We start from the raw sequence: 24492 nt of genomic DNA, 5'->3' as shown, positions 1-24492 counted from the left end.
GGCGAGCCTGGCGTTAAAGTGCTCTGGCGAGGCTTGCAGCGCTTGCTCGACATCTCCAACACTTGGCAACTTCTTCAACCCCACCCATCAACGTCAGATCAGTTGGAATTTGTGGGTAATGGATAGCCTTTACTGGGTGGTACGGCTGGATATTCACAATCGTCCCAGGCAAATCCCCAACCTTCACAGAACCTGCGGGAAACGGCACCTGTTACTACACCATAACGCAGAGCGCCCCCGGAGTTGCAGTCTCGTACCAATATGTCGACTCTCCATCGCAGAACTGGGTTACTCGGGGCTATGCCTGTCGAGCAGGCTTTAGCCTCTCAAACGGTGTCTGCAAGAAACACATCGCGCCTCCGGTCAAACGTGATGCTTGTGCAGCCAACCCAGTCGCTCTAGGCAGCGGCGGCAAGCTCCAGTCCGAAGAGGACGATTTCATCATTTCGCGATCCAGACGTATTGCATTGAGACGGAACTACTCAGCGGATACCGCACACCGCTGTGATGTGGCGCTCGGTACGGGCTGGACGTTGGATCAGTTCGGGGTTTCGCTCCGGTTCTCCGGTACCCCGACAAGTCTCTCGACCTTCGTCGTGCTGGCCCATCGGGCAGATGGTCAAGATATCCCACTGACCTGGAATGGGCAGCCCGTCAGCCCAGTCTGGACGTCCGATGCTGTGGGCAGCCTGACCCTTACGCAAAGTGCTAATTCAACGTGGATGTTGACCGATGCCAATTCCGGCACGGTGGAGATCTACACCGGCGCCGGCCTGCCCGCCCAGATCTGGCAGCGCGACGGACTGGCCCTGACGTTGAACTACTCCACCCGAGGAAATCTGGACATCTGCCCGCAAACCAGCCAGATCATCTCTGGTGTCACCACGCCCAATCAGGATGTGCTCTGGTCTTTCCAGCAAGACGCAACCGGCCTGGGACGCCTCGGCGGTGCAACGCTTGGCGATGGCTCGACGGCCGTCAAGTACGAATTCGATGGTTCCTATCGTTGGCTATCCGCAGTCGTTAGACCTGCTGGCGAACGGAGACTCTTCGTCAGAGAGTCCGTCAACAATCCTTATTTCCTCTCCACACTGTCTGACACTCTGACCTACTCTGAAGGTATCGACCCTAATACTGTCACTTGGGGATCGCCTGCCACATCGCCATCAACCTCCCCCTCTAATATTCCGCCTTGGGTGAGTGTGCAGCTTCCATTCGAGCGTGATAAGTCCCATTACACCGGCATCGTGGATGAAAACGGGGACCGCTTTGCCACCTATGTCTACGACGATCAAGGCCGCGTGACGCATGAAGATCATGCCGGAACGTTCAATCATTCGTTTTCCTACACCCCCGGCAAAACCGACATGACCACCCCCGATGGTGTGGTCGTCTCGACCACCTTCGCAGAGGTCAATGGGTCTTCGCGCCCAGCCTCAAGATCGCAACCAGCAGGCACAGGTTGCAGTGCGAGTACGAAGAGTCTGGACTACGACGCTACGGGTAACATCGTCAGCGAGACGGACTTCAACGGTAACCGGCTTTGTCGCATGTTCGATTGGGGGCAACGCGGTCTTGAGATAGTTCGACTGGATGGCCTCAACGCTACAGAGACATGCCCCTATCTGTTCATGGCGTCTAACCTGCCTCCGGTTCAACGCAAGACTTGGACCGATTGGCACCCTGACTGGAACCTGCCAGTTCGCCGATCCGAACCCCAACTTGTCACGACTTGGGCCTACAACGGTCAGCCTGATCCGACGGATGGCTACCGCGTTGCTTGGTGCGTTCAGCATTCCGATGGTGTTACCCCAGCCAGCTCTGTGCTGCTGCCCAACGGCAAGCCCTTGGCTGTTCTATGCCGCAAAAGCGAACAGCCAACCACCGATCTTCAGGGTGTTCAGCCACCGATGTCAGCACCGATCAGCGGATTCCGGCGCTGGAGTTACACCTACAACGAGTTCGGTCAGCTGCTCACCGAAACCGATCCGGTCGATAACGTGACTCGCTACGAATATCACCCGACAACCACCGCCACGGTGACCGCAGGCGATTTGTACCGAGTGACCGATCCGGCCGGGCGCACCACGACATACCCGACCTACAACCGTCGTGGGCAGCCCCTGAGCATCGTGACGTCCAGCGGTCTGACCACCGACCTTCGCTATACCCCCAGGGGTTGGATCGAGCAAGTCACGGTCAGCGCCACGGCCGGCGGTCCATCTCGCGTCACCGCTTACACCTACGACAAGGTCGGGCAGATCACCAGCGTGACCTTGCCTGATTATTCGGTGGTCAGCTACCCGAAGTACGACGCGGCCCACCGCCTCATCGATAAAGTCGATGCCAGCGGCAACACGTGGCACCACACCTATGACGATGCCGGTCGGCTCAAAGGGTTGACCATCACCGATCCCACGGGGGTCGTGGTTCGTACCCAGTCCCGGGTTTACGACGCGCTCGGCCGCGTTCAGTCCGAAACCGGCTTCAGATAACGTCTCGGCGACAGACCGAGATCGCACAACACCGCATGACATTGCACAGGGAGCGCCATGTTGTTCAAAACCTTTCGAGTCCGATGTGGTCTCTGGCTTCTCGTCCTCGGGCTGTGTAGCCCATGGATCGGCTGGGCCGCCACCAAGATCCCCACCGCAGTGATGATCGCAGGGGAAAATGTCACGACCACCTATGGCAACGTCACATCGTTGCATGCTTCGGTTGCCATCTTCAACGGAGCTAGTTCCACAGTTGGCGGTGGGCTCGTCACGTTCAAATCAGGCTCCACCGTTCTCGGCACGGCCAATCTGGATGAAAACAATACGGCGCATTTGGTGAGGCGGCTTGATGTTGGCACTTACAACATCGTCGCCTCTTATGCGGGGGATGCCAACAATCTGCCCAGCACATCACCCCCATTCACGGTGACCATCAACAAGGCTCTGGGCATGCCCAACTGGGTTGTCTCGCAGCTTTACCCCGCCGTCGGGGTGGCCTTGCCGATCACCATCACCATGGTTGGCTTTGATGCCACACCACCGACTGGCACTCTGACCCTCTCGATTTGCAAATATCCGATCAATGCCCAGTGCTCGTCGTTGAGTGCTTTCGCACCTCTGACCACACTCACGCTGGTCAACGGTTCGGCCTCGTTCTCCTACACCCCAACCGCTGCTGGTGAAGTGACGTTCTACGCAGCGTATTCAGGCGATGGTCGATATACGCCTATCTATGGTGGGTATCTCCAGAACGTTGCTACAAAGGCCACTCCCAGCATCATGGCTTATGCTGAAAGCTCCGCGCTGGGTGTGGCCGAGCCGGTGAATATCACGGCTTCGGTTTACGGTGCCAACGCTTCTGGCACCGTCCAATTCAATGACACCGTCAACGGTACCCAGACCACGCTGGCAACTTGCACCCTAGTCAACGGGGCCTGTGTCGGCAGACTATCTTTCAGCACTGCGGGTGCTCATTCAGTCAATGCCGTCTATCAGGGCGATACCTACAACAGCACTGCCTCAGCAGCAGACCCCATCCCCATCACAGTCGCCGCCAAACACATACCGAAGTTGAGTTTGGCCATCTTTCCCAATCCAGTCATCGAAGGTCAAGGTGTCACGATTGTTGCCAGCTTTCAGGGCTTTATTTCTGGGATCGTTGGGCCTGCATCAATCACCATCAAGGATGGCACCAGCACGGTTTACACCGGCCCCTTGTCTTTCACAGCCCAGAAGGGGTATCAAGTTCGTGTAGCTGCGGGTGCTGCTGGAACAGGACTCCACACTTGGACGGCGAGCTATCCGGGGGATCTGCGTAACAGTGGCGCAACGTCTTCCTATATCCAAGAAGTATTGGCCTCCGGCTCCCCTCCACCCGGTCTGGAGACATGGAACTACAGCTACGACGCTGAGCATAATCTGACCCAAATCACCGACCCAGACGGCGATATCACGACCCGCAATTACGACGGCCTGATGCGTTTGACCTCCATCGTCAAGCCGGATCCGATCCTTGGCGGGGCCACGGTCGGCCCGACCATCACGGTCAGCCAGAACTTGCGCGGCGATACCACCGGCATTCACGACGGCCGAGTACAAACCACCTATGACGTGGATGGTTTGGGCCATGCCAAGGTAGAAACCAGCCCTGACATCACCCGCATCGACCGGGTGTTTGATGATCTGGGCCGGCCCTTGCTGATGCAGCCGACCGCCCCGGCCTTGCCCAGCGTCAATAGCTTCGACGAGATCAGCCGTTTGGTGCGCATCGACTACACCGGCGGCATCGCGACCCAGTTCGCCTACGACGGCAACGGTCTCAACCCCGAAGCCCAGGGCCAGATGACCCACATGGTGGATGAGTCCGGCACCACGGACTACAGCTACTCCGCTTTTGGCGAAGTGACCCGCAAGACCCAGATGGCGGTGAGCGCAGGGATCACCAAGACGCATTCAGTCCAGTACGGCTGGGGGAGCGGTGCGGGGGACAGTGGCCATCTCAAGACGCTGACGTATCCCAGCGGCTCACAAATCGAGTACGTCTACGCCCCCGATGGCCGTGTGAGCCAGATTCTGTTTCACCCCGTGCTCAGCCAAGGCGCTGGCCCGAATGTGTCCACCAGCGCAGCCAGCACGTTCATGAGCAACATGCAATGGACGGCTTGGGGTGCGCTCAAGAGCTGGACCACCCAGTTCGGCATGAACGCTGTGCGCACCTATGACACCCACGGTCGTCTGCTCAGCTATCCGATCACAACCAGTTCGAATCGGAGCTTGAAATACGACCTTCAGGGGCGGGTGACGGTGCAGACCACGCCCACGCTTGTGGATCGCATCTTTGCCTACGACGCCTTGGATCGTTTGACCGGCATGACCGATGCCAACCGCTATCTGGGCTACGCCTACGACACGTCCAACAACCGCACGCTCAGCCAAGTCAACAATCTGGCGCTGAGCACAAAGCTTGTTGACGGCACCAACCGGCTTGCTAGCGTCGAGCAGTGGGGCTCCGTCCTCACGGCCGCAGGGGTTCCGCTGCCCACCGTGTACCCCCAAGTTCACGACAATGCGGGGCGGCTGATGGATGACGGGCTGAACCGCTACGCCTACAGTGATCGCGGCCGTCTGGCCTCGGTGCGCAACACGGCGGGTGTGACCAACTTCCTCTACAACGGCTTGGAGCAGCGCGTGGCCAAGTCCGGCCCACTGGGCACGTTCTTCTACGCCTACGACGAAGCGGGCCATGTTTTGGGTGAATACGACTCAACCGGCGCACCGCTTTACGAAGTGATCTGGCTCGGTGACACCCCCGTCGGTGTGATCCGAACCGCCTTCATCTCAACCACGTCGGCGTACACCGTCACTGACACGGTCTTCGTCGATCATCTCAACACCCCGCGCACCATCGTCAACGCCGCCGGCTCCCTCGTCATGTGGACTTGGTACACCACCGAAGACCCCTACGCCCAGATCGCGCTCCCCACCGCGTATCAAACCTATGCCTTCAACCTGCGCATGCCGGGTCAGATTTTTGATAAGGAAACCGGCCTCCACCACAACGGCCACCGCGACTACAACCCCGCCACCGGCCGCTACATCCAGCCCGACCCGATTGGGCTTGAAGGCGGGATCAATCGGTATGGGTATGTGGGGGGGAATCCGGTGAGCTATGTCGATCCCACTGGCGAATTTCTAATTCCAGTTTTTACTGGTGCCGTTGGAGCCATTGCCGGTGGTGTAGGTAACTACTTGGTTCAGAAGTACTACCAAAACAAGTGCGATGTCGATTGGAGGGATGTGCTGAATGCTACCGTTTGGGGTGGAGCGGCTGGAGCAGCCTTGCCTTTTGTTGGCGGTGGTTTGGTTGGTGCCGGTGCAGTCGGTGCTGGTGCAAATTTAGGTCAATACGGTACATCAATGGCCTGGAGTGACGGTGGACCGAGCTGGCAAGACGCGGCTTGGAGTGCCGGCATGGGAGCATTCAGCGGCGCTTTAGGCGGTGCATTCACTCGTGTAACTTGGTACGGGGCCAGCCAAACTGCTATGCCTGCGCTTGCGCGACAAGATCAGATTGCCGCAACACTTGGTGCAAATTCAGGTTTTGCAAATGGTGCTCGAAATGGAATTGCAGGAGTCTCCGGTAGCCTGCCCCTTGATCTCCCTGCTCTTCAGGGTTGCAGCTGTAAGAAATAAGCATATGACGCGCTTCAGTCCACCAAACAAAATTCCATGGTTCATCGGCTTGTTTGCTGTGGCCGTACCACTAGCAGCGCTTCTGGCTGCTTCATTTAAGGCGTACAAACGGTCGTGGCCAGCAGATGCCTTACTCGACCTTTTGGGGGTGGTTTTGATCGCCGCTATCGTGAGTCTTTTGTTGGTTGCAGAGGTGATGCGACAGCGAAAATCCGAACTATCTGAATCTGGCTTTTTTGTTACCGAATGGGGCCTGACAAGGCATTTTCCATTTATCTCGAATATCCAGCACGGGTATCAGTGGAGTGATGTTGAAAACATTGGTCGCAGTGGATACACATTGATCTTCAAGACACGAGTAGGTGATAAAAAAGTCAACCTTTTTGTTTTTGAAAAACCAGAAGACGTTGCCTCGTTTGCGGTTGAGCAGTGGCAATCGCAGCGTTCTTTTTCTCGGCAGATTAAAAAGTGAAGTACAGCACCTTGATGCATCACGATTCACCGTTCACTGATGACCGACCTTCAAACTCACGGCGGCCGGGTGCAGACCACCAGAAATTTCCAGCGTTGGTTTCATCAGTGCATAAAGCAACCCGGAGATCCAGACGCTACCAAAGAAGATTTGTCTGATGCTTACGCACAGTGGATGGAGTACGGCAAACCAGATGGGAAAAATGGTTGTGGCGGGCCGACCCCACCATCGGAACCAGTGGATACTTGTGGAGACGCATGCCAGAAGACGGCAAATGTTGTGGTCGTTGGAGGAACAGCCTATGTCGTTTATCGGTGTTTGAGAATGTTGCCATTTTTGTTACCACCATTTTGGTCCACCATTCCAGCCAATGCAGTATTGCCATGACCCAGAAAAAGAAAGCGGCATTGCATGCCTATACGGTAGAGCTACGATTCTCAGGCGAGCATTTGGAACCATCCGAAATTTCAAATCAATTGAATCTTCAGCCAAGTAATGCATTCAGCCAATCGCAAAACAAGTTTCTTATAAGAAAGCGACGTCCCTATTGGGCATATAACGGGCATGGGGAGGTTGGGTTTCAGTCTGAGTGGGCGTTACTGGAGGATGGCTTGGAGTTTCTTATCAAATGTCTGAACTCTAGAAAAGCGAAGGTCATTGCTCTTGCACGTCAATTTGATGGTATTTGGTGGTGTGGTCACTTTCAAGCCAGCTTTGATGGTGGTCCCACGCTGTCGCCAAAGTTGCTAACTGAGCTTGGTAGCTACGAAATTCCTCTCAGCATTGACAACTATTTCAACGATGAGTAATCCCATTCGTGCCTAGCTTTGGCGGATTCAAAAGTGAAGTGCAACACCTTGATGAGTCATGGTTCACCATTCTGTGCAACACCGCTGGTGTGACCAACTTCCTCTACAACGGCTTGGAGCAGCGTGTCGCCAAGTCCGGCCCACTGGGCACGTTCTTCTACGCCTATGACGAAGCGGGCCATGTCTTGGGTGAATACGACTCGACCGGCGCACCGCTTTACGAAGTGATCTGGCTCGGTGACACCCCCGTCGGTGTGATCCGAACCGCCTTCATCTCAACCACGTCGGCGTACACCGTCACTGACACGGTCTTCGTCGATCATCTCAACACCCCGCGCACCATCGTCAACGCCGCCGGCTCCATCGTCATGTGGACTTGGTACACCACCGAAGACCCCTACGCCCAGATCGCGCTCCCCACCGCGTATCAAACCTATGCCTTCAACCTGCGCATGCCGGGCCAGATTTTTGATAAGGAAACGGGCCTGTTCCACAACGGCCACCGCGACTACAACCCGGCCACCGGCCGCTACATCCAGCCCGACCCGATTGGGCTTGAAGGGGGGATCAATCGGTATGGGTATGTGGGGGGGAATCCGGTGAGCATGACGGACCCGATGGGACTCGATCCTTGGGGCAACGACCCGTCCCTCAAGGACATCGGAACATCTGATGGTGAGACATGTGCTTGGTTGTCTCGCGCGCAGGCAAGTGGTCAGGATCCATATGGCTATCTTTTCGATGCCCGAAATGCATATGGACTGGATCGCCACGATCCCAATCTGGTCGCTGCTGAGCGCTACATGGGTGGGTATACGGGGGAGTTCAGCGACACGCTGATGCTTGGCCAGCATCTGCTGAAGCAAGCCAGAACATTGCCTGGGGCAACTTCGATCCTGGGGCGCAATGGCTCTCCGGCCTCAACCAGCGCATTTGTTGCCAAGTGGGGAATGATGGGGAATTTCCATCGGCAACAAGGCGCAGGAATCGGGGGGTCCGCCTGTGGCTGCGGGAAGTAAAGGCCGGAGTAATTTCGGTCGTCTCCAGGGAGGAGTGGTGGTAGGTTTGATCGTTGCGACGACAGACCTGCTGGTGTGGCGCGCAGCTATCGGCAGTCTAGCCTTCGCTGCTGCCTGCACGATCATCGCCTTGGCTGCTTTGGTCAGACGCCGCCCTGGTTGGGCGATGACGATGGTGCGATGGCTTTCTGTGGGAATTTGTACCTCCCTTTCGTCGTTTGTGTTCGGCTTCGCCGTCGATCAGGCGAATGAGCATGCGGCACGCCGGTTGGCTGCAAAGGCGGCTGCGTACAAGGTCGAGCATGGAGCCTATCCACCGAAGGACGTTGGCAATGGATGGGCGGGGGCCGTGCTGGGTTACACGCAGCGATACACGCTCACAGGGGAAAACGAGGCGCGCGTTTGGTTTGTTCGATTCAACCATCGGCTTCAGTCGGTCTCGGTTGCCACCGGACAATTGGAGCCGGAACGGGACCAGTGAGCGGCGACTGTTGAGACCAAGCGAATTCACCCGAGGACTGCGCCTAGAAGTCGCCCAGGACGTTCTGGGCGCACTTCCCGCACACTGGGCCGAAGCGCTGGCCGCTGCAAACCCCGATCGCGGCCGCCTAGCCTCGGTGCGCAACACGGCGGGTGTGACCAACTTCCTCTACAACGGCTTGGAGCAGCGCGTGGCCAAGTCCGGCCCGCTGGGCACGTTCTTCTACGCCTATGACGAAGCGGGCCTGTTCCACAACGGCCACCGCGACTACAACCCGGCCACCGGCCGCTACATCCAACCCGACCCGATTGGGCTTGAGGGCGGGATCAATCGGTATGGGTATGTGGGGGGGAATCCGGTGATGTGGAGTGATCCTGATGGGTTGATGGGTCGCGGAAGTGGGGTTGGGCCACAGGTGCCAGGAACCCAGTACCGCGTTCGGATCGATCCGCCGCACGTACCAGGGCAACAGACTCACGCTCATGTTTACGACAAGCAAGGAAATCCAATCACAGCTGTAAGTCAGGACGGCTCTTCGAGCCATGGCAGCTGTCCTAGCAAAGAAATGCCGAAAAACAAGAAGCTGCTGGATTTCTTGCGAGCAAAGAGTTTTGCTCTTGGGATCGTGGGGGATGTGTTGTTCCTGCAGCAGTTGGTGAACAACGTGGGGAACACGATCGACCCATACAACCCATTCTTCCAAAATCCGTTTGATGACGGCATGGATTGACAGGCAAGCACATGAAATTCTTCAAGGCATATGGAATGTGGCGTGGGCAGGAGGATTCGATGAGTCCTCCGCTGGAATGCGCCATTGTTTCTTTACAAGCGTCCCCTGAGTTGCTTCGAGAACTGGCAAGATTTCTTGAGTCATGCGCTGATCGGCTTGGCGACAGCGAAGTGAATGATCCAATGGCGCACTTCCACCTTCGCGATGAGTGGGCAGGGTGGCGGCCGTTGTTTCCTGACTTCGTCGTTGTCAGTCCGCCGCAGACAACAAAGGCTAGGCGTTAGACAAAGCAGATTCAAAACTGAAGTGCAACTCTTGCTGTGCCAGATTCACCGTGCATTGATACGCGTGCTCTGAAACCTCACGCACCAGCGTGCTGACGAGCTAAAACCATGGGAATGTGATGCTGCCGGCTTCTGATTGGCCTCAGTTCTGCAAACTCCCGGAACACCGGCATGTCGTGCAGCGCTTCTTCCATCGCCGGATCACTCAGGGCGAACCACTGCTGCATGAAGTGGATGCGAAGCATCGTCTCGGCAGAATACGGCGGGCGGCCCCGTTTGCCCTCAGGCAGGTACGGCGATATCAACGCCACCAGATCCGCCCACGGCACGACCTGATCCATCTCGTCTAGGAACTCCCGCCGTCTTGTTCGCTTGGCCGTCTGTCCCAGGCTGTGTTGCTTCATGCTCCGTATCGTCTCAGTGCTTCACGTTCATGCCAAGCACCGCGTGGGGAAATTTATGCAGACCTTCCTTAAGGTTCGTCAAAGTTGCATCAACTGATTTTTTGAAGGGATCGACTCACCCAGATTTGCTGAAATTTAAGCAAATCTGGGATTGCCGGTTTGGCCTATTTGCGCCGGCACGCCTGTCAAACGAGGTTCCCAACGGACTCTTATAGGCGCGCGGCAGGGCGGTATTCCGGCACAACCCGGGCCAGTTGGGTGCGGACTTCGGCGTCGCTGGCGCTGGAGCGCTCGCCCGCCCAAGCCAGCAGCTGACTCACGTCGTCGCTGCGCTGATCGAGTCGGGCGATGCGCAGGCGTGAAAAACGCGTCGGCAAGGTGGCGTCGGCATCCGCCAGCAGCTCTTCGTAGAGCTTTTCGCCGGGGCGCAGGCCGCTGAAGGTGATCGGGATGTCTTCAAGGCTGTGGCCGCTCATGCGGATCAGGTCGCGCGCCAAGTCCACGATCTTCACCGGCTCGCCCATGTCGAGCACAAAGACCTGACCGCCTTCGCCAATCGCGGCGGCTTGCACCACCAACCGGGCGGCTTCGGGGATGGTCATGAAAAAGCGCGTGATCTCGGGGTGGGTCACCGTCACCGGGCCGCCCTTGGCAATCTGCTCTTTGAACTTGGGGATCACGCTGCCGGAGCTGCCCAGCACGTTGCCAAAGCGCACCGCCATGAAGCGCGTGCGCTGGCCTTGATCGGTGGCTTCGGCGGCGAGTTGGGCGATGACCATCTCGGCGGCGCGTTTGGTGGCGCCCATGACGTTGGTCGGATTGACGGCCTTGTCGGTCGAGATCAGCACGAAGCGCTCGACCCCGGCGTTGGCCGCCGCGCGGCCGGTGTGCCATGTGCCCAAGGTGTTGTTGCGCAGCGCGGAGAAGGTGTTGTCGTCCTCCATCAGCGGCACGTGTTTGTAGGCGGCGGCGTGGAAGACCACCTGCGGGCGCCAGCGCTCGAAGGTGGCGCGCAAGTGTTCGGGATCGCGCACATCGCCCACCAGCCGCACCAAGGGGATGTGGGGAAAGGCTTCACTCAGTTCTTGCTCGACGCGGTAGAGGGCGAATTCGCTCAGCTCATAGAGCACCAGCCGCAGCGGCCCGAAGCGCGCCACTTGGCGACACAGCTCGGAGCCAATCGAGCCACCCGCGCCGGTGATCAACACCACCTTGCCCGAGAGGGTTTCGCTGATGCCGCCTTCGTCGAGCTGCACCGGCTCGCGACCGAGCAAATCGTCGGGTTCGATGTCGCGCACATGGGCCACCGGCTCGCCTTCGCGCAGCTCAGAGGCACTCGGCACGGTGACGATCGGCAGATGGGTGGCGGCGGCCAGATCCAGAGCGCGGCGGCGTTCCATCGGCTTGGCCTGCGGCATGGCCACGATCAAATGGGTGATGCCGTGCAGCCGCGCCCAATGCGCACAGCTATCGAGCGGCCCCAGCACCGGCACGTTGCCGACACGCATGCCAACCTTGTTGGGGTTGTCGTCCAAAAGCCCCACCACCACCCAGCCGTGGTGCTGGATGCCGGCGATCAGCAGCCGTCCGGCGTCGCCCGCGCCCATCACCAGCGCGCGGCGGGTTTCTTGGGCGCTGCCCGAGAGGCTGGCGCGCATGTGCTCGTAGAGCATGCGGTAGCCGATGCGCACCATCGCCAAGCCCATCAAGCTGATCACGGGATGCAAGCCCAGCACGGCGCGCGGCACCTGCACCAACTGCGCCATCAACACCACCACCGCGCCGGTCAGGCCGGCGATGGCGCAGGCAAAGGTGAGGCGTTGGATCTCGCCAAAGCCCGAGAAACGCCACACCCCTTTGGGGATGCGCAGGATCAGGAAGACTTGGGTGTAGAGCAGCACCAGCCCCAGCATCACCCAGTGGTCGTAGCTGGGCTTGGCGCTGCTCCAGCGCTCAAAGCCCATGCGGAAGATGTAGGTGATGTCCCAGCACAGCGCGACGATGCCCGCGTCGATGGCCAAAGCCAGCCACTCGCGGTGGGGGCGGATGCGGGTCAGGAGGGGATCAAGTCGGTGCCAGAGCATGGGGTTCAGCGGTCAACGGTGATCAACGGAGTGCTCACCTGTGGAGGATCACCTGTGGAGCAGTGCGCCCAAGGTGCGCAGGATCAGGCGGATATCGAGGCCGAGCGATTGTGTCTCGACGTAGCTCAGCGCAAAGCGCAGTTTGGCGGGCAGGATCACCTCGGTGTAGGCCCGCTCAGGGTCGCGGGCTTGGGCCAGCAGGGTGCTTTCATCGCGGTACTCGATGGAGGCGATGTCGGTGATGCCGGGGCGCACTGAGAGCACCTTGTTGCGCACCTCGGTGGGGTACAGCGCCACGTAACGCGGCACTTCGGGTCGCGGCCCGACCAAGCTCATGGTGCCTTCGAGCACATCGAAAAGCTGCGCCAACTCGTCAAGCTTGGTGCGGCGCAGCACCGCGCCGACGCGGGTGATGCGCGTGTCAGCCCCGACCGTGATCAGCGGTCCCCGGTCGGCCGGGTTGTGCGTCATGGTGCGGAACTTGTGGATGCGAAAGGTCTGGCCGAAGCGCCCCACCCGCACTTGGCGGTAAAAGACCGGCCCGTGCGAGTCGAGCTTGACCGCCAGCGCGATCAGCAGCAACAGCGGGGCGAGCAGCAACAGCCCCAGCCCGGCCAGCGTCAGATCGAAGAGCCGTTTAGACATGGGCCACCAAGGCGGCGCGCACCGCATCCACCACCCGCTGGGCGTCGGCCTCGGTCATGCGGGTGTAGAGCGGCAAGCTCAGCATCTGCTCGTACGCCTGCTGGCTGTGCGGGAAGTCGCTGGCTTGCAGGTCGTAGCGTTCGCGCCAGTAGGGGTGCAAGTGCAGCGGCATGTAGTGCACGCTGCAACCGATGCCGGCGTTGAACAAGGCCTCGATCAGCCGATCCCGACCGATGGGCGCATCCGGGCGCACGCGCACCACGTACAGATGCCAAGCGTGCAGCTCGCCGGGGGCAGGTTGCGGCGGCAGGATCAGCGGCAAGTCTTGGAGCGCTTGGTGGTAGATCTGCGCCAGCTGGGCGCGCTTTTGCTGGAAAGCATGGGCGCGCTTCAACTGATGCAGGCCCAAGGCCGCAGCGATGTCGGTCAGGTTGTACTTGAAGCCGGGGGCGACGATTTCGTAGTACCAGCTCGGCACCTTGGCGGTGAAACGATCAAAAGCGTCGCGGTTGATGCCGTGCAAGCGCATCACCTTGGCCCGGGCCGCCAAGGCGGCGTCGCGGGTGACGAGCATGCCGCCTTCGCCGGTGGTGATGGTTTTGTTGGCGTAGAAGCTGAAGACTGTGGCGTCACTGTCGAGCGTGCCGATGAGTTGACCCCCGCTGGTGGTGGGCAGCGCGTGGGCAGCGTCTTCGACGATCTTCAGGCCGTGCTTGCGGGCGATGGCGCGAATAGCCGGCATGTCGGCTGCCAACCCGGCGTAATGCACCGGCATCAAGGCTTTGGTGCGCGGCGTGATGGCGGCTTCGATGGCGGCGGGGTCGATGTTGAGCGTGGCCGGGTCGATATCGACCAATTTGACGTCGGCGCCCAGATAACGCACCACTTCGGCGGTGGCGGTGAAGGTGTGGGTGGTGGTGATGACTTCATCGCCCGGGCCGATGCCCAAGGCTTCGAGCGCCAGATGCAAGCCTGCCGTGGCCGAGTTGACGGCGATGCAGTGCAGGCTTTCGTCACCCAGAAAGGCGGCGAAGTCTTGTTCAAAACGGCGCGCCTTCGGGCCGGTGGTGACCCAGCCGGAGCGCAAGGTATCGACGACTTCAGCGATTTCTTCCTCGCCAAGCTCGGGCAAGGCAAAGGGCATGAAGGGCAAAGCGGGGATCGGGGGGGTACTCATGGGGCGGTATTGTCGGAGACGGCTGGCGGGCGTGGGAACTTAGCAAGCTTTGCCGATCCACACCAGCGCATGGGTGCGCAGTTGTGGGATGGCGTTGAGCAGGGGATAAAGATGGGGTGAAATGCGGCAGACCGTCTGGGCCAAGGGGGGCGCCAAGGTGACGCGACGACTCTCTAGCTGCGCCTGCGGAAACAGTCGGCGAATATGGCGCATCGGCAGGCCACGGACCTCCGGCTGGCGCGTGTCGTTGACCACGCGGTCGTACCAAAGCACGCCCCCGCCCGGTTTGACCCAAGGCCAGATCGTCTCTGCCAGACGGATGCGTGCCTCGGTATCGGGCAGCGAAGAAAACACCGTGGCTTGGAAGACGATGTCCATGCTGTGGGGAGCGATGTCCATGAAACAAGCATCTCCGCCGTGCAGCTTGATGGTGGGCGGCAAGACCCGCTGAGCCAAAGCCAGCCGCTCGGGGCGCATTTCCACCCCGGCAAGGTGCTGCGGGGCAAAGCCCATGCGCAGGAATTCGAGCAAATGGATGCCACTGCCGCAGCCCACTTCCAACAAACGCAGGTGCTTCAAGTCGTGTCGCACCACTTGCTTGAGCAGGTGCAAGATGGCTTGATGGCGTTCGCGCAAGGTGTGTGAAACCGCCGGGCCAAGCATCCGGTGCAGTCGCGGATCGGTGTCCCGCGCTGTGCGGTGAGCGGTGCGATCGGGCAGGGGGGGGCGGGTCGGTGCGCTCATCGAGACGTGCTGGGCGGCCCCGCCAGGGCGTCCAAGAAGCGCTGCGCCAAAACGGGGTAAGTGTGGTTGGCCAGCACAAAGGCGCGGCCGCGTGCGCTCATTTTTTGCCGCTCCGCCGGACTGAGCAAGGTGAGTTGGCGCAGCCCTTCGACCACCGCCTTGGCGTCGGTGGGTGGCACCGTCAAGCCGCAACCGGCTTCGCTGACGGGGTCGTTGCCCGCTTCGACCGAGTGCAACACCACGCAGCCCGCCATCATGTAGTCCATCAGCTTGTTGGGCGCGATGCCGAAGCGGTAGATCGGCACACGCTGCCAGCCGATGTAGGCGATGTCGATGGCGGCCAAAAAACTCGGGATCTGCGCTTTGGGGATGGGGGGCAGCAAGCTGACGTTGTGCAGGCCTTCTTGGGCGATGCGCTCGGCCAGTCGGGCGCGTTCATGACCATCACCGACCATGACGATGTGCAGCGGTGCGGCTTGATGGAGCAGCTTCTTGGCGGCGTCGAGCAAGGTGTCCAAGGCGTTGGGCCGACCCATGGAGCCGGCATAGCCGACGATGGTGGCCCCGGTGTGGCGGGCGCGGTCCAAGGCGGCGATCACATCCGGACGCAACAAGGGCGGCTCGTTTTGCCATTCATCCAGCGTGATGCCATTGGGCACGATGTGCAGCTTTCTCAGATCAAGCCCCCGGCTGGCCATGTAGCCGTGCACCTTGGGCAGCATCGAGATCACCACATCGGCGTCGCGGTAGGCGTCGTCTTCGGCTTTTTGCACCATGCGGATGAAGGGATGGCGCGGCGACATGCCGGAGAGTTCGATCGGCGAGAGCGGCCAGAGGTCATGCACCTCAAAAACCAGTTTGGCCCCGGCCTTGCGGGCGATGCGTCGTGCCACCCAGATGTCCATGGGATAGGTGCTGGAGGCGATCACCACCTGCGGGCGGACTTCCGTGATCAGACGATCCGTGGCCGCCCAGACTTGGCGCAGGAAAGCCCAGATGTTTTTGATGCGGCCCCAACCGTTGCCTTGGTAGGCCGGGGTGGGGAACCAGTGGTAGTCGATGCCGTCCATGCGTTGGCGCAGCGGGGCTCGGATCAACGGCCCCGGGGCCAACGGATCTTCGGGTTGACGCGCCCGAACGTGGGAATAGCCGCCTGCCACCATGTGCACGGCGTGACCCATGCGGACCCATTCGCGGGCCAAGTAATACGGGCGGTATTCCATGCCCAGCTCGGGCGAGCCAGCGTAGTGGTTGATGTAGAGGATTTGCACGCTGCAAGGCCTTCAAGGCTGGGTGGGACGACGGGGAGGCGGAGCCAAGGCGCGCAAGCGCACCATCAAGGTCCGTACCGCCGGGGCAAACAAACCGTGTTGCTGCACCCAAGTGCGATTGTGATGGCCGATCGGGTGGGCTCTGGCGCCGAGTTCAGCCAGCTGCGCCATGTCGGGCGGGCTGCCGTCGGTCAAGATCAGGCCGTTTTCACCGTGTTCGACCAGCTCATGGTTGGCTGGTAAGTCGGAGAGGATCGGGATGCAGCTGTGGCCCATGGCCTCCAGCACCGAGACCGCGACCGAATCGCTTTCCGGCAGGCTCAAGTACCACGTGGCGCGGGCGTACCAGCGATCTTGGGTGGTGGCGTCGAGCCGGCCGACAAACAGCACGCGGTGTTGCAGGCCCAAGCCAAAGACTTGCTCGTCCATGGCGCCGCGCAGCGAGCCATGGTTGGCCACCACCAGTCGGGCTTGGGGGTTGGCGGCGGAGATGGCGGCAAAAGTGCTGATCACCCGCTCTGGGCGATAAATCGGCTCCATCCCGCGATTGGTGAAAAAGAGCCACGGCTCCTTGGCGCGGGCCGGCGGCGGCAGGCGCTCCAAACCGAAGGGGAAGACCGACACTTCGCCCGCGCCCAGGCCTTTCATGACGTCCGCCATGTGGTGCGAATCGCTGGTGGTGATGTGGCAGGCGCGCAGCACGCGGCGGGTCAGCCAGCGGTACAGCGCGCTGCGCTGCGGGGTGACAAGGATGTCGCTGCCCCATGCGGAACCAATCAGGTGGCCGCGCAGCCCCCACACCCGTTTGGCCAACCACGCCAAGGTGCCGTGCGAGGTCAGGTAGTGGGCGTGGATCCAGTCAGCGTCGATCGTGCGCAGCCAAGCGCCCAGACGCGGCAGACCGCGCAGCACGCCGAAGTTGCCGCCCTTGTGCGCCACGTCAGCCCCCAAAGCCAAGCGTCGCCAAGACGGCACCACGCCGTCAAAGCCTGGCAGAAAGCCCCGGCTGGAGGCCACCCACAGCTCGACGTGTGGTGCCAAGGCGCGGGCCCACTTGAGCAGATGGGGGCTCTCACCATCGCCGATCAGGACGTGGCGCAGGTGGACGGGCGCGGGATGCTTCATGGCTGCGGGGTCGCGGGGAGGTCGGTCGGGGCGGCCCCGGCCCAGCCGATGTAATGGGTTTCAAGCTCGGGATACTGGCGCAGCAGTTTGGCATCAAGACGGCGGGTATCGCCCACCACTTTGGCCGGTTGTCCCGCCAAGATCGAGAAGTCCGGGTAGCTGCCCTTGACCAAGCTGTAGGCCGACACCAAACAGCCCTTGCCGAGGCGAGTGCCGGGGGACAAGGTGGCGTGCGCGCCGATGAAGCAGTAGTCGCCGATCTCGACGCTGTCGGTGAAGTAGGCCTTTTTCTCAGCGGTGCTCACGTAGGCGCGGCCATAAAGACGGATCGCCGCGTGGCTGGAGTGGCTGAAGATGCCGGTGAAAAAACCGATCTGACAGCCTTCACCGATCTTCAAGCCGTAGGTGGCGTCGAGCACGCTGAAGTGACCGATGAAGACATGGTCGGCCACCTGAAGGCGTTCTTTGGCAAACACACAGCTGGTGTTGCTGATGCGGGTGTGGGGCAGGAACTCACCGTCGCCGCGCACAAAGCCCCAAACCATGCGGGTGCCCCAGAGGCGTGAGAGCAGCATCTTGCAAGGCTGCCAAAGTCGTCGGGACCACGATGCTTTCATGACGCTGCTTTCGTTGCGGTGCTTGTTGGGGTGATCGGCCAAGTGGCCAAAGCCCAGAAGTAATAGCCGAAGTAGGCCAGCATCGCCAGCGACACCGCCCAGCCCGCACCGATCAGCCCACCCCAGTGCGCACCCAGCGCCAAGGCGCCGACAAACACCACTTGTCCAACCAGCGCCAAGCGCAGCGCCCACGCTTGGGCGTTCCACGCCATGGTGACCACCGCCAGCGGCGCGGCGACGAAATGCACCCCGATGTAGAGCGCCAAGGCTTGGGCCAGCAGACCGGCCTCGTGCCAAGCGTTGCCAAAAAACCACTCAAACAGCCATGCGCCCAGCGCCCAGAGCAGGGCGACCAAGGGCAGGGCCAAGGCGCTGAGGATCAGCATCACGCGGCGCACGGCTTGGCGTGCTTCGAGGCTGACCGCGCCGCCAAGGGGCACCTCACCCGCAGCCGCCAGCTTGGGGTAGAGCGCTTGCGAGACCGCCCCGCCAATCAAGGTGGCCGGCGCTTTGAGATAGCGCATCGCCAAGCCCCAAAAGCCTGCGGCGGCCGGCCCCAAGGTGGTGGCAATCAGGGCAAAGGCGAGGGTGTCTTGCAAGGCGCTGGCAAAAGCGTGCGGGGTGTTGAGCAGCGGAAAGTGCCGATGTTGGCGCGCCACATCGCGCCAAGACGGTGCGGCCGTCAGCTCAGCGCTTCTCGCTTGGCCCAGCGGTAGACGCAGCAAGGCGACGGCGGTCAGCGCAGCGGCCACGCCCCCCGCGATCAGCCCATGCACGCCCCAGTGCAGCCAGCCGCCCAGCAACTGTGCCAGCGTGGTGCCGGTGTGCTGCGCCATGCGTCCGGCGGCCAAAGCTTTGAAGCGTTGCTGCCGGGTGGCCCAGAGCGTGGCCAGCGAGAGCAGTCCGGCTGAGGCCACCGCCAAAGGCAGCGCCAGCGGCCACGAGGCGTCGAGCTGCACCGCCCAGATCAGGCCGATGGGCAGGCACAGCACGGTCACGATCAGCAAGATGCCCAGCGCCAAGCGGCGCAGCGCGTGTGCTTCGCCGTCGCTGCGCGCCAAAGGCAGGGCGAATTCATAGCGCCCGCAGCCCACCACCGCCAGATTGGCCGCCACAGCGGCAAAGACGTGAAAGGTGCCGAACTCGCTCGGGCTGTAGAGCCGGGTGAGCAGCGGGCCCAGCATCAAAGGCATCGCTTGCGCGGCCGCGCCCCCAGCCAGCAGGGTCAGGCTGGCACGCAGCAAACCAGCGGTGGCTGGGGATGCGGGAGCAGGAGGGGTCATGCGCGCAGCACGTTCGACAACACGTGAATGACGCGGTCTTGATCGGCTTCGGACAGATCCGGGCTCATGGGCAGGCTCATCACCTGCTGGCCGGTGGCCACGCTGTGCGGGCAGGCGTCCGCTGTGGCGTAGGCCGCATAAGCCGCTTGATGGTGCATGGGCTTGGGGTAATGCACGGCGGTCGGGACACCTTCGGCTTGCAAGGCCGCTTGGACACGGGCGCGGTCGTTGACGAACACGGTGTACTGGCCCCAAACGCAGTCGCGGTCTGGGCGCACGCCGAGCAAGCGCAGGCGGCCCTCCGTCACCAAGGGGGCGAGCAGCTGCTGATAGCGCGCGCCAAGCTGGCGGCGACGTTCCAGCTCCCACGCAAAGCGCGGCAGCTTGGCCAGCACCACGGCGCATTGCAGCGTGTCCATGCGCCCGCCCACGCCGACGCGGGTGTGGGTGTAGCGCGCGCTCTGGCCGTGGACGCGGATCTCGCGTGCGGCTTGGGCCAACGCATCGTCATCGGTAAAGATCGCTCCGCCGTCGCCGTAGCAGCCCAGCGGTTTGCTGGGGAAGAAGCTGGTGCAGCCCACGGTCGAAACACCGCAGCTGCGCCGGCCTTGGTAGCTGGCCCCGAAGCTTTGCGCCGCATCTTCGATCACCGGCAGGCGGTGACGCGCGGCGATGGCGTTGATCGCTTCGATGTCGGCCACTTGACCATAGAGACTCACCGGCATGATCGCCCGGGTTTTGGGCGTGATCGCTGCCTCAACCAAGGTCGGGTCGATGTTGCAGGTGTCGGGCTCGATATCGACAAACACCGGCTTGGCCCCCAGCAACACGATCACTTCGGCGGTGGCCGCAAAGGTGAACGGCGTGGTGATGACCTCATCGCCCGGCTTCAAGTCCAAGGCCATCAGCGCAATCAGCAGTGCTTCGGTGCCGCTGGCCACCGTGATGCAGTGGCGCACACCCACAAAGCTGGCCAGCGCCGTCTCAAGCGCCTTCACCTCCGGCCCCATGATGTATTGGCCGTGATCCAGCACCCGCTGGATACCCGCGTCGATCTCGCTCTTGAGCGCGGCGTATTGAGACTTGAGGTCGATGAATTGCATGGTGTTTTTCAAAAGAGTCAAACGGATCCATCCAAGCGCGTCAGCACGTCTCCCACCAGCCGGTAGCGCTCCCCAGTGGCCGGGCAGGAGGCTTCCATGGGTTCGCCACCGAGGCTGCGGGGGGGCAGGCTGAGGCGCTCGCCGTGGCGGCTCATCCAGCCGATGCGGCGGGCGGGCACGCCGACCATCAAGGCGTGATCGGGCACGTCGCGTTGCACCACGGCCCCTGCGCCGATGAAGGCAAAAGCGCCCACCGTGACGCCGCAAACCACCGTGCAGTTGGCCCCGAGCGTCGCGCCGCGTTGGATGAGCGTGCGGCGGTATTCGGCCTTGCGGGCTACGGCAGCGCGTGGGTTGTAGACGTTGGTGAAGACCATGCTCGGGCCGCAGAAGACGTCGTCCTCGATGGTGACAGCGTCATAGACCGAGACGTTGTTCTGGATCTTGACGCCCGAGCCGATCAGCACATCGTTGCCGACGAAGACGTTTTGGCCCAGCGAGCCGTTCGCGCCGATGCGCGCGCCGCCGCAGACGTGGCTGAAGTGCCAAACCTTGGTGCCGTCGCCGAGTTGCGCGCCGTCATCGACGATCGCGCTGTCGTGTTTCCAGTAGCCCATGTCAGAACACCAGCGGCAGGCCGACGCGCACGCCGTCGCGTGCCGAGCGGTAGCCGGCGATCAGCACTTCAAGCGAGCGCAGACCGCTGTAGCCATCGACCTCGGCGTGGGCTTCGCCGCGCAGGGTCTGCACCACGTTGTCGTAATAGAGCGGGTGGCCGAAACCGTAGACCGAGGTGGTGGCGTAGCTGGCCGCCTTGATCTCTTCGTCTTCGGGACGCGGTGCATCGAACTCCCAGTGCTGGATCTCGTTGACGGCCACGCCGCCGATGCGCACGGTGCCCCGTTCGCCCAAGACGGTGATCGAACCTTCCAAATTCTTCGGATACGTCAGCATCGTGACGTTGATGCTGGCCAAGCCGCCAGCGCGCAGGCGCAGGCTCATGATGCCGCTGTCTTCGGCTTCGATGTCCCGCGCTTGGGTGGCGGTGTAGGCGTGCACGTTGTCCACCGGGCCGACCAGCCAATCGACCATGTCCACGTAATGGCTGGCTTGGTTCATGAAAGCACCGCCGTCCATGTCCCAGCGACCGCGCCACGGGGCTTCGTCGTAATAGCTTTGCGGGCGGGTCCAGAACACGTTGACTGTCACCATGTGGATGCGGCCAAAGCGCTTTTGGTCGATGGCTTTTTTGAGCAGCTGCATGGTGGCGTTCAAGCGGTTTTGCTTGACGACGAACAGCTTGACGTCGGCGTCGCGGCAGGCGCGCACCATCGCCATGCCTTCGTCCCACTTGGTCGCCATGGGTTTTTCCGAGAGCACATGGCGGCCAGCGGCGGCCACGCGGATGGCTTGCTGCGGGTGCAAACCGCTCGGGGTGGTCAGCACCACGATGTCAGCGTCGCTTTGAGCCAACAGGGTGTCGAGGTGGGTGAAGGGGCGTGCGCCAGTTTGGGCGGCGGCGGCTTGGGCCCGTTCGGGCACCGTGTCGCACACGGCGACCAGCTCGGCACGCTCGGCGTGGCGGTCCAGGGCGCCAAAATGGTTCTTGGCGATGCGCCCGCAACCCACCAGGGCGAAGCGGATCTTGCGGTCGGTGATCGGGTACGGTGCGCTCATAAGGGCCTCGCTAGCGGCAAACCGCTGATTTTATCGGGCCACCTTGGATCGGCAGCCTAAAATTGCAGCAAATTCAATGAGTTGATGATGACCGCTGCACCCGCCCCATCCCAGACTGTTCCGACTGTTTCCCTTGACGACAACCAACTCATCGCCGAGCGGCGTGAGAAGCTGAGCGCCCTGCGCAGCCAAGGCGTCGCTTTCCCGAACGATTTCAAGCCCACGGACCACGCCGGAGACCTGCATCGCCTGCACGAAGGCAAGGACGCTGCCACCCTCGACGCTGAGCCGATTCAGGCCAGCGTGGCCGGTCGGATGATGCTCAAGCGGGTGATGGGCAAGGCTTGCTTTGCCACGCTGCAAGACGGCACCAGCCAAGGCTTGAACCGCATCCAGCTCTACATCACCCAAGACAACGTTGGCGCTGAGAAATTGGCCGCCTTCAAGCACTGGGACTTGGGCGACATCCTCGGCGCCGAAGGCGTGCTGTTCCGCACCAAGACCGGCGAGCTGTCGATCAAGGTCACGAATCTGCGTCTGCTGACCAAGGCGCTGCGTCCGCTGCCGGACAAGTTCCACGGCATGACCGATCAGGAACAAAAGTACCGTCAGCGCTACGTCGATCTGATCACCGACGAGCAGGCCCGCGAGCGCTTCCGTGCGCGCTCCAAGGCCGTGGCCAGCATCCGCCAGTTCATGATCGAGCACCACTTTCTCGAAGTGGAAACGCCGATGCTGCATCCGATTCCGGGCGGCGCGAACGCCAAGCCTTTTGTGACGCATCACAACGCGCTCGACCAAGAAATGTTCCTGCGCATCGCGCCCGAGCTGTACTTGAAGCGCTTGCTGGTGGGCGGCTTCGAGCGCGTGTTCGAGATCAACCGCAACTTCCGCAACGAAGGCATCAGTGTTCGGCACAACCCCGAATTCACGATGATGGAGTTCTATGCGTCGTACTGGAATCACCACGATCTGATGGATTTCACCGAGGCGTTGCTGCGCCACGCGGCCCGCTCGGCCACCGGCTCGGCCCGCGTGAGCTACGCCGGCAAGGAGGTGCATCTGGACGAGCCTTTCGCGCGCTTGTCGGTGCGCGATTCACTGGTGGTGCACGCGGGCTTGAGTGAAGCGCAAGCCGACTCGGCTGACGCCGTTCACGCCAAGCTCAAGGAGCTGGGTGAAGAGCCGCCCAAGCATTGGGGCTTGGCGCAGTTGCAATTTGGCTTGTTTGAAGCGGCGGTGGAGGAAAAGCTCTGGCAGCCGACCTTCATCATCGACTATCCCGTCGAGGTCAGCCCGCTGGCCCGGGCGTCGGACACCAATCCGGCCATCACCGAGCGCTTCGAGCTGTTCATCACCGGGCGTGAGTTTGGCAACGGCTTCTCGGAGCTGAACGACGCTGAAGACCAGGCTGCACGCTTCCAGTCGCAAGTGGCGAACAAGGAAGCCGGTGACGACGAGGCGATGTACTTTGACGCCGACTTCATCCGCGCCTTGGAATACGGCATGCCCCCAGCGGGTGGCTGTGGCATCGGGATTGACCGGCTGATGATGCTGATCACCGATTCGCCCAGCATCCGCGATGTGATTCTCTTCCCGGCGCTGCGCCGCGAAGCCTGACCCGACTGGATGCGAGAGCGCCTGTGAAATCACTCACCCTTTCCGTTTCTGTGGCCGTACCACCTGCTGTGGTGGCCGGCTTTGTGCGCGATCCGCTCAACTTGCCGATCTGGGCACCGGCTTTCTGCCGCTCGGTGTCGTTCGTCCGGGGTGAGTGGGTGGTGCAGTCGCCCGCTGGGGCGGTGACGCTCGCTTTCGTGCCCGATAACCCCTACGGCGTGCTCGATCACACCGTGCGTTTGCCGGGCGGCCAAGAAGTCTGCAACCCGATGCGGGTGCTACCGCAAGGTGATGGCAGCGAAGTCATGTTCACCTTGTTCCGCCAAGAAGGGCAACAAGACGACGAACTTGAGCAAGACGCGGAGCGGCTTTACAGCGATCTTCAGACCTTGCGCCAAGTGCTTGAGCTGTTGGTGGTCAACGATTTGTCCCGTTGGCAGTTGCTCAGCACGGAGCTGCCGCCGGACGCTGATGCCCAAGACGAGGAGCCGCGTCGCAAGACCGAATTGCACCGCGTCTTCACCTTTGCCTCGTTCGCCGACGCGATGGCCTTCATGCAGGGCGCCGTGCCCAAGATCGCGGCGTTGGATCACCACCCGCGTTGGGAAAACCGCTGGTGCGAGGTGGCGGTTTGGCTCAGTACATGGTCGGATGGCTGGAAGCCGTCCCAAGCGGATATCGATCTGGCGCGCTACTTGGATGCCCTGCGCGCAGGTTTCCCTGCGGTTGCCGATGAGGTGTCAAACCTCGCCTGAGCCA

General features: G+C 61.5%; 22 protein-coding genes and 1 pseudogene. 11 read left to right on the top strand and 12 right to left on the bottom strand.

All coding sequences use genetic code 11. From position 1 onward, the window contains the following. The first annotated feature begins 467 nt into the window (after nt 1-467). The 9 genes from AB3X39_RS00755 (at nt 468) to AB3X39_RS13530 (ending at nt 9983) form a co-directional block, all read left to right on the top strand. Nucleotides 468-2495 (top strand): RHS repeat domain-containing protein, encoded by a 2028-nt coding sequence (locus AB3X39_RS00755; RefSeq protein WP_369415438.1) that lies wholly within the window; start codon nt 468-470, stop codon nt 2493-2495. 162 nt (nt 2496-2657) lie between these two features. Further along, nucleotides 2658-6188 (top strand): RHS repeat-associated core domain-containing protein, encoded by a 3531-nt coding sequence (locus AB3X39_RS00750; RefSeq protein ID WP_369415437.1) that lies wholly within the window; start codon nt 2658-2660, stop codon nt 6186-6188. A gap of 4 nt (nt 6189-6192) precedes the next feature. Then, nucleotides 6193-6660, top strand: a complete 468-nt coding sequence (locus AB3X39_RS00745; RefSeq protein WP_369415436.1) for a hypothetical protein — start codon at nt 6193-6195, stop codon at nt 6658-6660. Between the two features lie 39 nt (nt 6661-6699). Then, on the top strand, nt 6700-7047 hold the full coding sequence (locus AB3X39_RS00740; protein ID WP_369415435.1) for a hypothetical protein: 348 nt from the start codon (nt 6700-6702) through the stop codon (nt 7045-7047). Further along, nucleotides 7044-7469: a DUF4279 domain-containing protein gene (locus AB3X39_RS00735; protein WP_369415434.1), complete on the top strand. Its 426-nt coding sequence runs from the start codon at nt 7044-7046 to the stop codon at nt 7467-7469. The genes AB3X39_RS00740 and AB3X39_RS00735 overlap by 4 nt, the downstream gene beginning before the upstream one ends. A 38-nt stretch (nt 7470-7507) precedes the next feature. Then, complete coding sequence (locus AB3X39_RS00730; RefSeq protein WP_369415433.1) at nt 7508-8488, top strand: RHS repeat-associated core domain-containing protein; 981 nt, start codon at nt 7508-7510, stop codon at nt 8486-8488. Nucleotides 8489-8525: 37 nt separating this feature from the next. Then, nucleotides 8526-8969: a hypothetical protein gene (locus AB3X39_RS00725; RefSeq protein ID WP_369415432.1), complete on the top strand. Its 444-nt coding sequence runs from the start codon at nt 8526-8528 to the stop codon at nt 8967-8969. Nucleotides 8970-8979: 10 nt separating this feature from the next. Further along, on the top strand, nt 8980-9699 hold the full coding sequence (locus AB3X39_RS00720; RefSeq protein ID WP_369415431.1) for an RHS repeat-associated core domain-containing protein: 720 nt from the start codon (nt 8980-8982) through the stop codon (nt 9697-9699). Between the two features lie 11 nt (nt 9700-9710). Beyond that, on the top strand, nt 9711-9983 hold the full coding sequence (locus AB3X39_RS13530) for an Imm32 family immunity protein (protein ID WP_473964876.1): 273 nt from the start codon (nt 9711-9713) through the stop codon (nt 9981-9983). 143 nt (nt 9984-10126) lie between these two features. Here AB3X39_RS13530 and AB3X39_RS00715 read toward each other — a convergent pair. The 12 genes and pseudogenes from AB3X39_RS00715 to AB3X39_RS00660 all read right to left on the bottom strand — a co-directional run. After that, nucleotides 10127-10387, bottom strand: a pseudogene (locus AB3X39_RS00715) (transposase); the annotation flags it as partial. Between the two features lie 209 nt (nt 10388-10596). Then, the gene (locus tag AB3X39_RS00710) at nt 10597-12471 is read right to left on the bottom strand and encodes a polysaccharide biosynthesis protein (protein WP_369415430.1); all 1875 of its coding nucleotides are present in this window, start codon (nt 12469-12471) and stop codon (nt 10597-10599) included. A 48-nt stretch (nt 12472-12519) separates the two neighbouring features. After that, on the bottom strand, nt 12520-13116 hold the full coding sequence (locus AB3X39_RS00705) for a sugar transferase (protein ID WP_369415429.1): 597 nt from the start codon (nt 13114-13116) through the stop codon (nt 12520-12522). Next, the gene (locus AB3X39_RS00700; RefSeq protein ID WP_369415428.1) at nt 13109-14293 is read right to left on the bottom strand and encodes a DegT/DnrJ/EryC1/StrS family aminotransferase; all 1185 of its coding nucleotides are present in this window, start codon (nt 14291-14293) and stop codon (nt 13109-13111) included. The genes AB3X39_RS00705 and AB3X39_RS00700 overlap by 8 nt, the downstream gene beginning before the upstream one ends. A 39-nt stretch (nt 14294-14332) precedes the next feature. Further along, nucleotides 14333-15037, bottom strand: coding sequence for a class I SAM-dependent methyltransferase (locus tag AB3X39_RS00695; protein WP_369415427.1), 705 nt, complete (start codon nt 15035-15037; stop codon nt 14333-14335). After that, complete coding sequence (locus AB3X39_RS00690; RefSeq protein WP_369415426.1) at nt 15034-16308, bottom strand: glycosyltransferase family 4 protein; 1275 nt, start codon at nt 16306-16308, stop codon at nt 15034-15036. Before AB3X39_RS00690 ends, AB3X39_RS00695 begins: the two co-directional genes overlap by 4 nt. Nucleotides 16309-16320: 12 nt before the next feature. Then, the gene (locus AB3X39_RS00685) at nt 16321-17433 is read right to left on the bottom strand and encodes a glycosyltransferase (RefSeq protein WP_369415425.1); all 1113 of its coding nucleotides are present in this window, start codon (nt 17431-17433) and stop codon (nt 16321-16323) included. After that, nucleotides 17430-18050: an acyltransferase gene (locus AB3X39_RS00680; RefSeq protein WP_369415424.1), complete on the bottom strand. Its 621-nt coding sequence runs from the start codon at nt 18048-18050 to the stop codon at nt 17430-17432. The genes AB3X39_RS00685 and AB3X39_RS00680 overlap by 4 nt, the downstream gene beginning before the upstream one ends. After that, entirely contained in the window at nt 18047-19333 is a 1287-nt protein-coding gene (locus tag AB3X39_RS00675) for a lipopolysaccharide biosynthesis protein (RefSeq protein ID WP_369415423.1), read from the bottom strand. Before AB3X39_RS00675 ends, AB3X39_RS00680 begins: the two co-directional genes overlap by 4 nt. Further along, entirely contained in the window at nt 19330-20436 is a 1107-nt protein-coding gene (locus tag AB3X39_RS00670; protein ID WP_369415422.1) for a DegT/DnrJ/EryC1/StrS family aminotransferase, read from the bottom strand. Before AB3X39_RS00670 ends, AB3X39_RS00675 begins: the two co-directional genes overlap by 4 nt. Before the next feature lie 17 nt (nt 20437-20453). After that, nucleotides 20454-21053: an acyltransferase gene (locus AB3X39_RS00665; RefSeq protein ID WP_369415421.1), complete on the bottom strand. Its 600-nt coding sequence runs from the start codon at nt 21051-21053 to the stop codon at nt 20454-20456. Nucleotide 21054: 1 nt separating this feature from the next. After that, nucleotides 21055-22113: a Gfo/Idh/MocA family protein gene (locus AB3X39_RS00660; RefSeq protein WP_369415420.1), complete on the bottom strand. Its 1059-nt coding sequence runs from the start codon at nt 22111-22113 to the stop codon at nt 21055-21057. Between the two features lie 87 nt (nt 22114-22200). On the opposite strand from AB3X39_RS00660, the gene lysS reads away from it, so the two are divergent. Further along, nucleotides 22201-23733: a lysine--tRNA ligase gene (gene lysS, locus AB3X39_RS00655; protein ID WP_369415419.1), complete on the top strand. Its 1533-nt coding sequence runs from the start codon at nt 22201-22203 to the stop codon at nt 23731-23733. Nucleotides 23734-23756: 23 nt separating this feature from the next. Further along, nucleotides 23757-24488 carry a 4a-hydroxytetrahydrobiopterin dehydratase gene (locus AB3X39_RS00650; protein ID WP_369415418.1) on the top strand — a complete coding sequence of 244 codons (732 nt, stop codon included), beginning with the start codon at nt 23757-23759 and terminating at the stop codon, nt 24486-24488. Nucleotides 24489-24492: the final 4 nt, after the last annotated feature.

The sequence above is a fragment of the Leptothrix ochracea genome, from assembly GCF_041083635.1.
Taxonomy (GTDB): domain Bacteria; phylum Pseudomonadota; class Gammaproteobacteria; order Burkholderiales; family Burkholderiaceae_C; genus Sphaerotilus; species Sphaerotilus ochraceus.
Note: the sequence above shows the minus strand (reverse complement) of the source record. Positions and strands in the feature narration are given on the sequence as shown.

What these genes read in the sequence shown, in the direction of transcription:
- AB3X39_RS00705 (WP_369415429.1), bottom strand. Translation starts at nt 13,116, where the DNA reads ATGTCTAAACGGCTCTTCGATCTGACGCTGGCCGGGCTGGGGCTGTTG.
- AB3X39_RS00660 (WP_369415420.1), bottom strand. Translation starts at nt 22,113, where the DNA reads ATGAGCGCACCGTACCCGATCACCGACCGCAAGATCCGCTTCGCCCTG.
- AB3X39_RS00700 (WP_369415428.1), bottom strand. Translation starts at nt 14,293, where the DNA reads ATGAGTACCCCCCCGATCCCCGCTTTGCCCTTCATGCCCTTTGCCTTG.
- AB3X39_RS00740 (WP_369415435.1), top strand. Translation starts at nt 6,700, where the DNA reads ATGACCGACCTTCAAACTCACGGCGGCCGGGTGCAGACCACCAGAAAT.
- AB3X39_RS00685 (WP_369415425.1), bottom strand. Translation starts at nt 17,433, where the DNA reads ATGAAGCATCCCGCGCCCGTCCACCTGCGCCACGTCCTGATCGGCGAT.
- lysS (WP_369415419.1), top strand. Translation starts at nt 22,201, where the DNA reads ATGACCGCTGCACCCGCCCCATCCCAGACTGTTCCGACTGTTTCCCTT.
- AB3X39_RS13530 (WP_473964876.1), top strand. Translation starts at nt 9,711, where the DNA reads ATGAAATTCTTCAAGGCATATGGAATGTGGCGTGGGCAGGAGGATTCG.
- AB3X39_RS00710 (WP_369415430.1), bottom strand. Translation starts at nt 12,471, where the DNA reads ATGCTCTGGCACCGACTTGATCCCCTCCTGACCCGCATCCGCCCCCAC.
- AB3X39_RS00670 (WP_369415422.1), bottom strand. Translation starts at nt 20,436, where the DNA reads ATGCAATTCATCGACCTCAAGTCTCAATACGCCGCGCTCAAGAGCGAG.
- AB3X39_RS00675 (WP_369415423.1), bottom strand. Translation starts at nt 19,333, where the DNA reads ATGACCCCTCCTGCTCCCGCATCCCCAGCCACCGCTGGTTTGCTGCGT.
- AB3X39_RS00735 (WP_369415434.1), top strand. Translation starts at nt 7,044, where the DNA reads ATGACCCAGAAAAAGAAAGCGGCATTGCATGCCTATACGGTAGAGCTA.
- AB3X39_RS00750 (WP_369415437.1), top strand. Translation starts at nt 2,658, where the DNA reads ATGATCGCAGGGGAAAATGTCACGACCACCTATGGCAACGTCACATCG.
- AB3X39_RS00695 (WP_369415427.1), bottom strand. Translation starts at nt 15,037, where the DNA reads ATGAGCGCACCGACCCGCCCCCCCCTGCCCGATCGCACCGCTCACCGC.
- AB3X39_RS00680 (WP_369415424.1), bottom strand. Translation starts at nt 18,050, where the DNA reads ATGAAAGCATCGTGGTCCCGACGACTTTGGCAGCCTTGCAAGATGCTG.
- AB3X39_RS00665 (WP_369415421.1), bottom strand. Translation starts at nt 21,053, where the DNA reads ATGGGCTACTGGAAACACGACAGCGCGATCGTCGATGACGGCGCGCAA.
- AB3X39_RS00745 (WP_369415436.1), top strand. Translation starts at nt 6,193, where the DNA reads ATGACGCGCTTCAGTCCACCAAACAAAATTCCATGGTTCATCGGCTTG.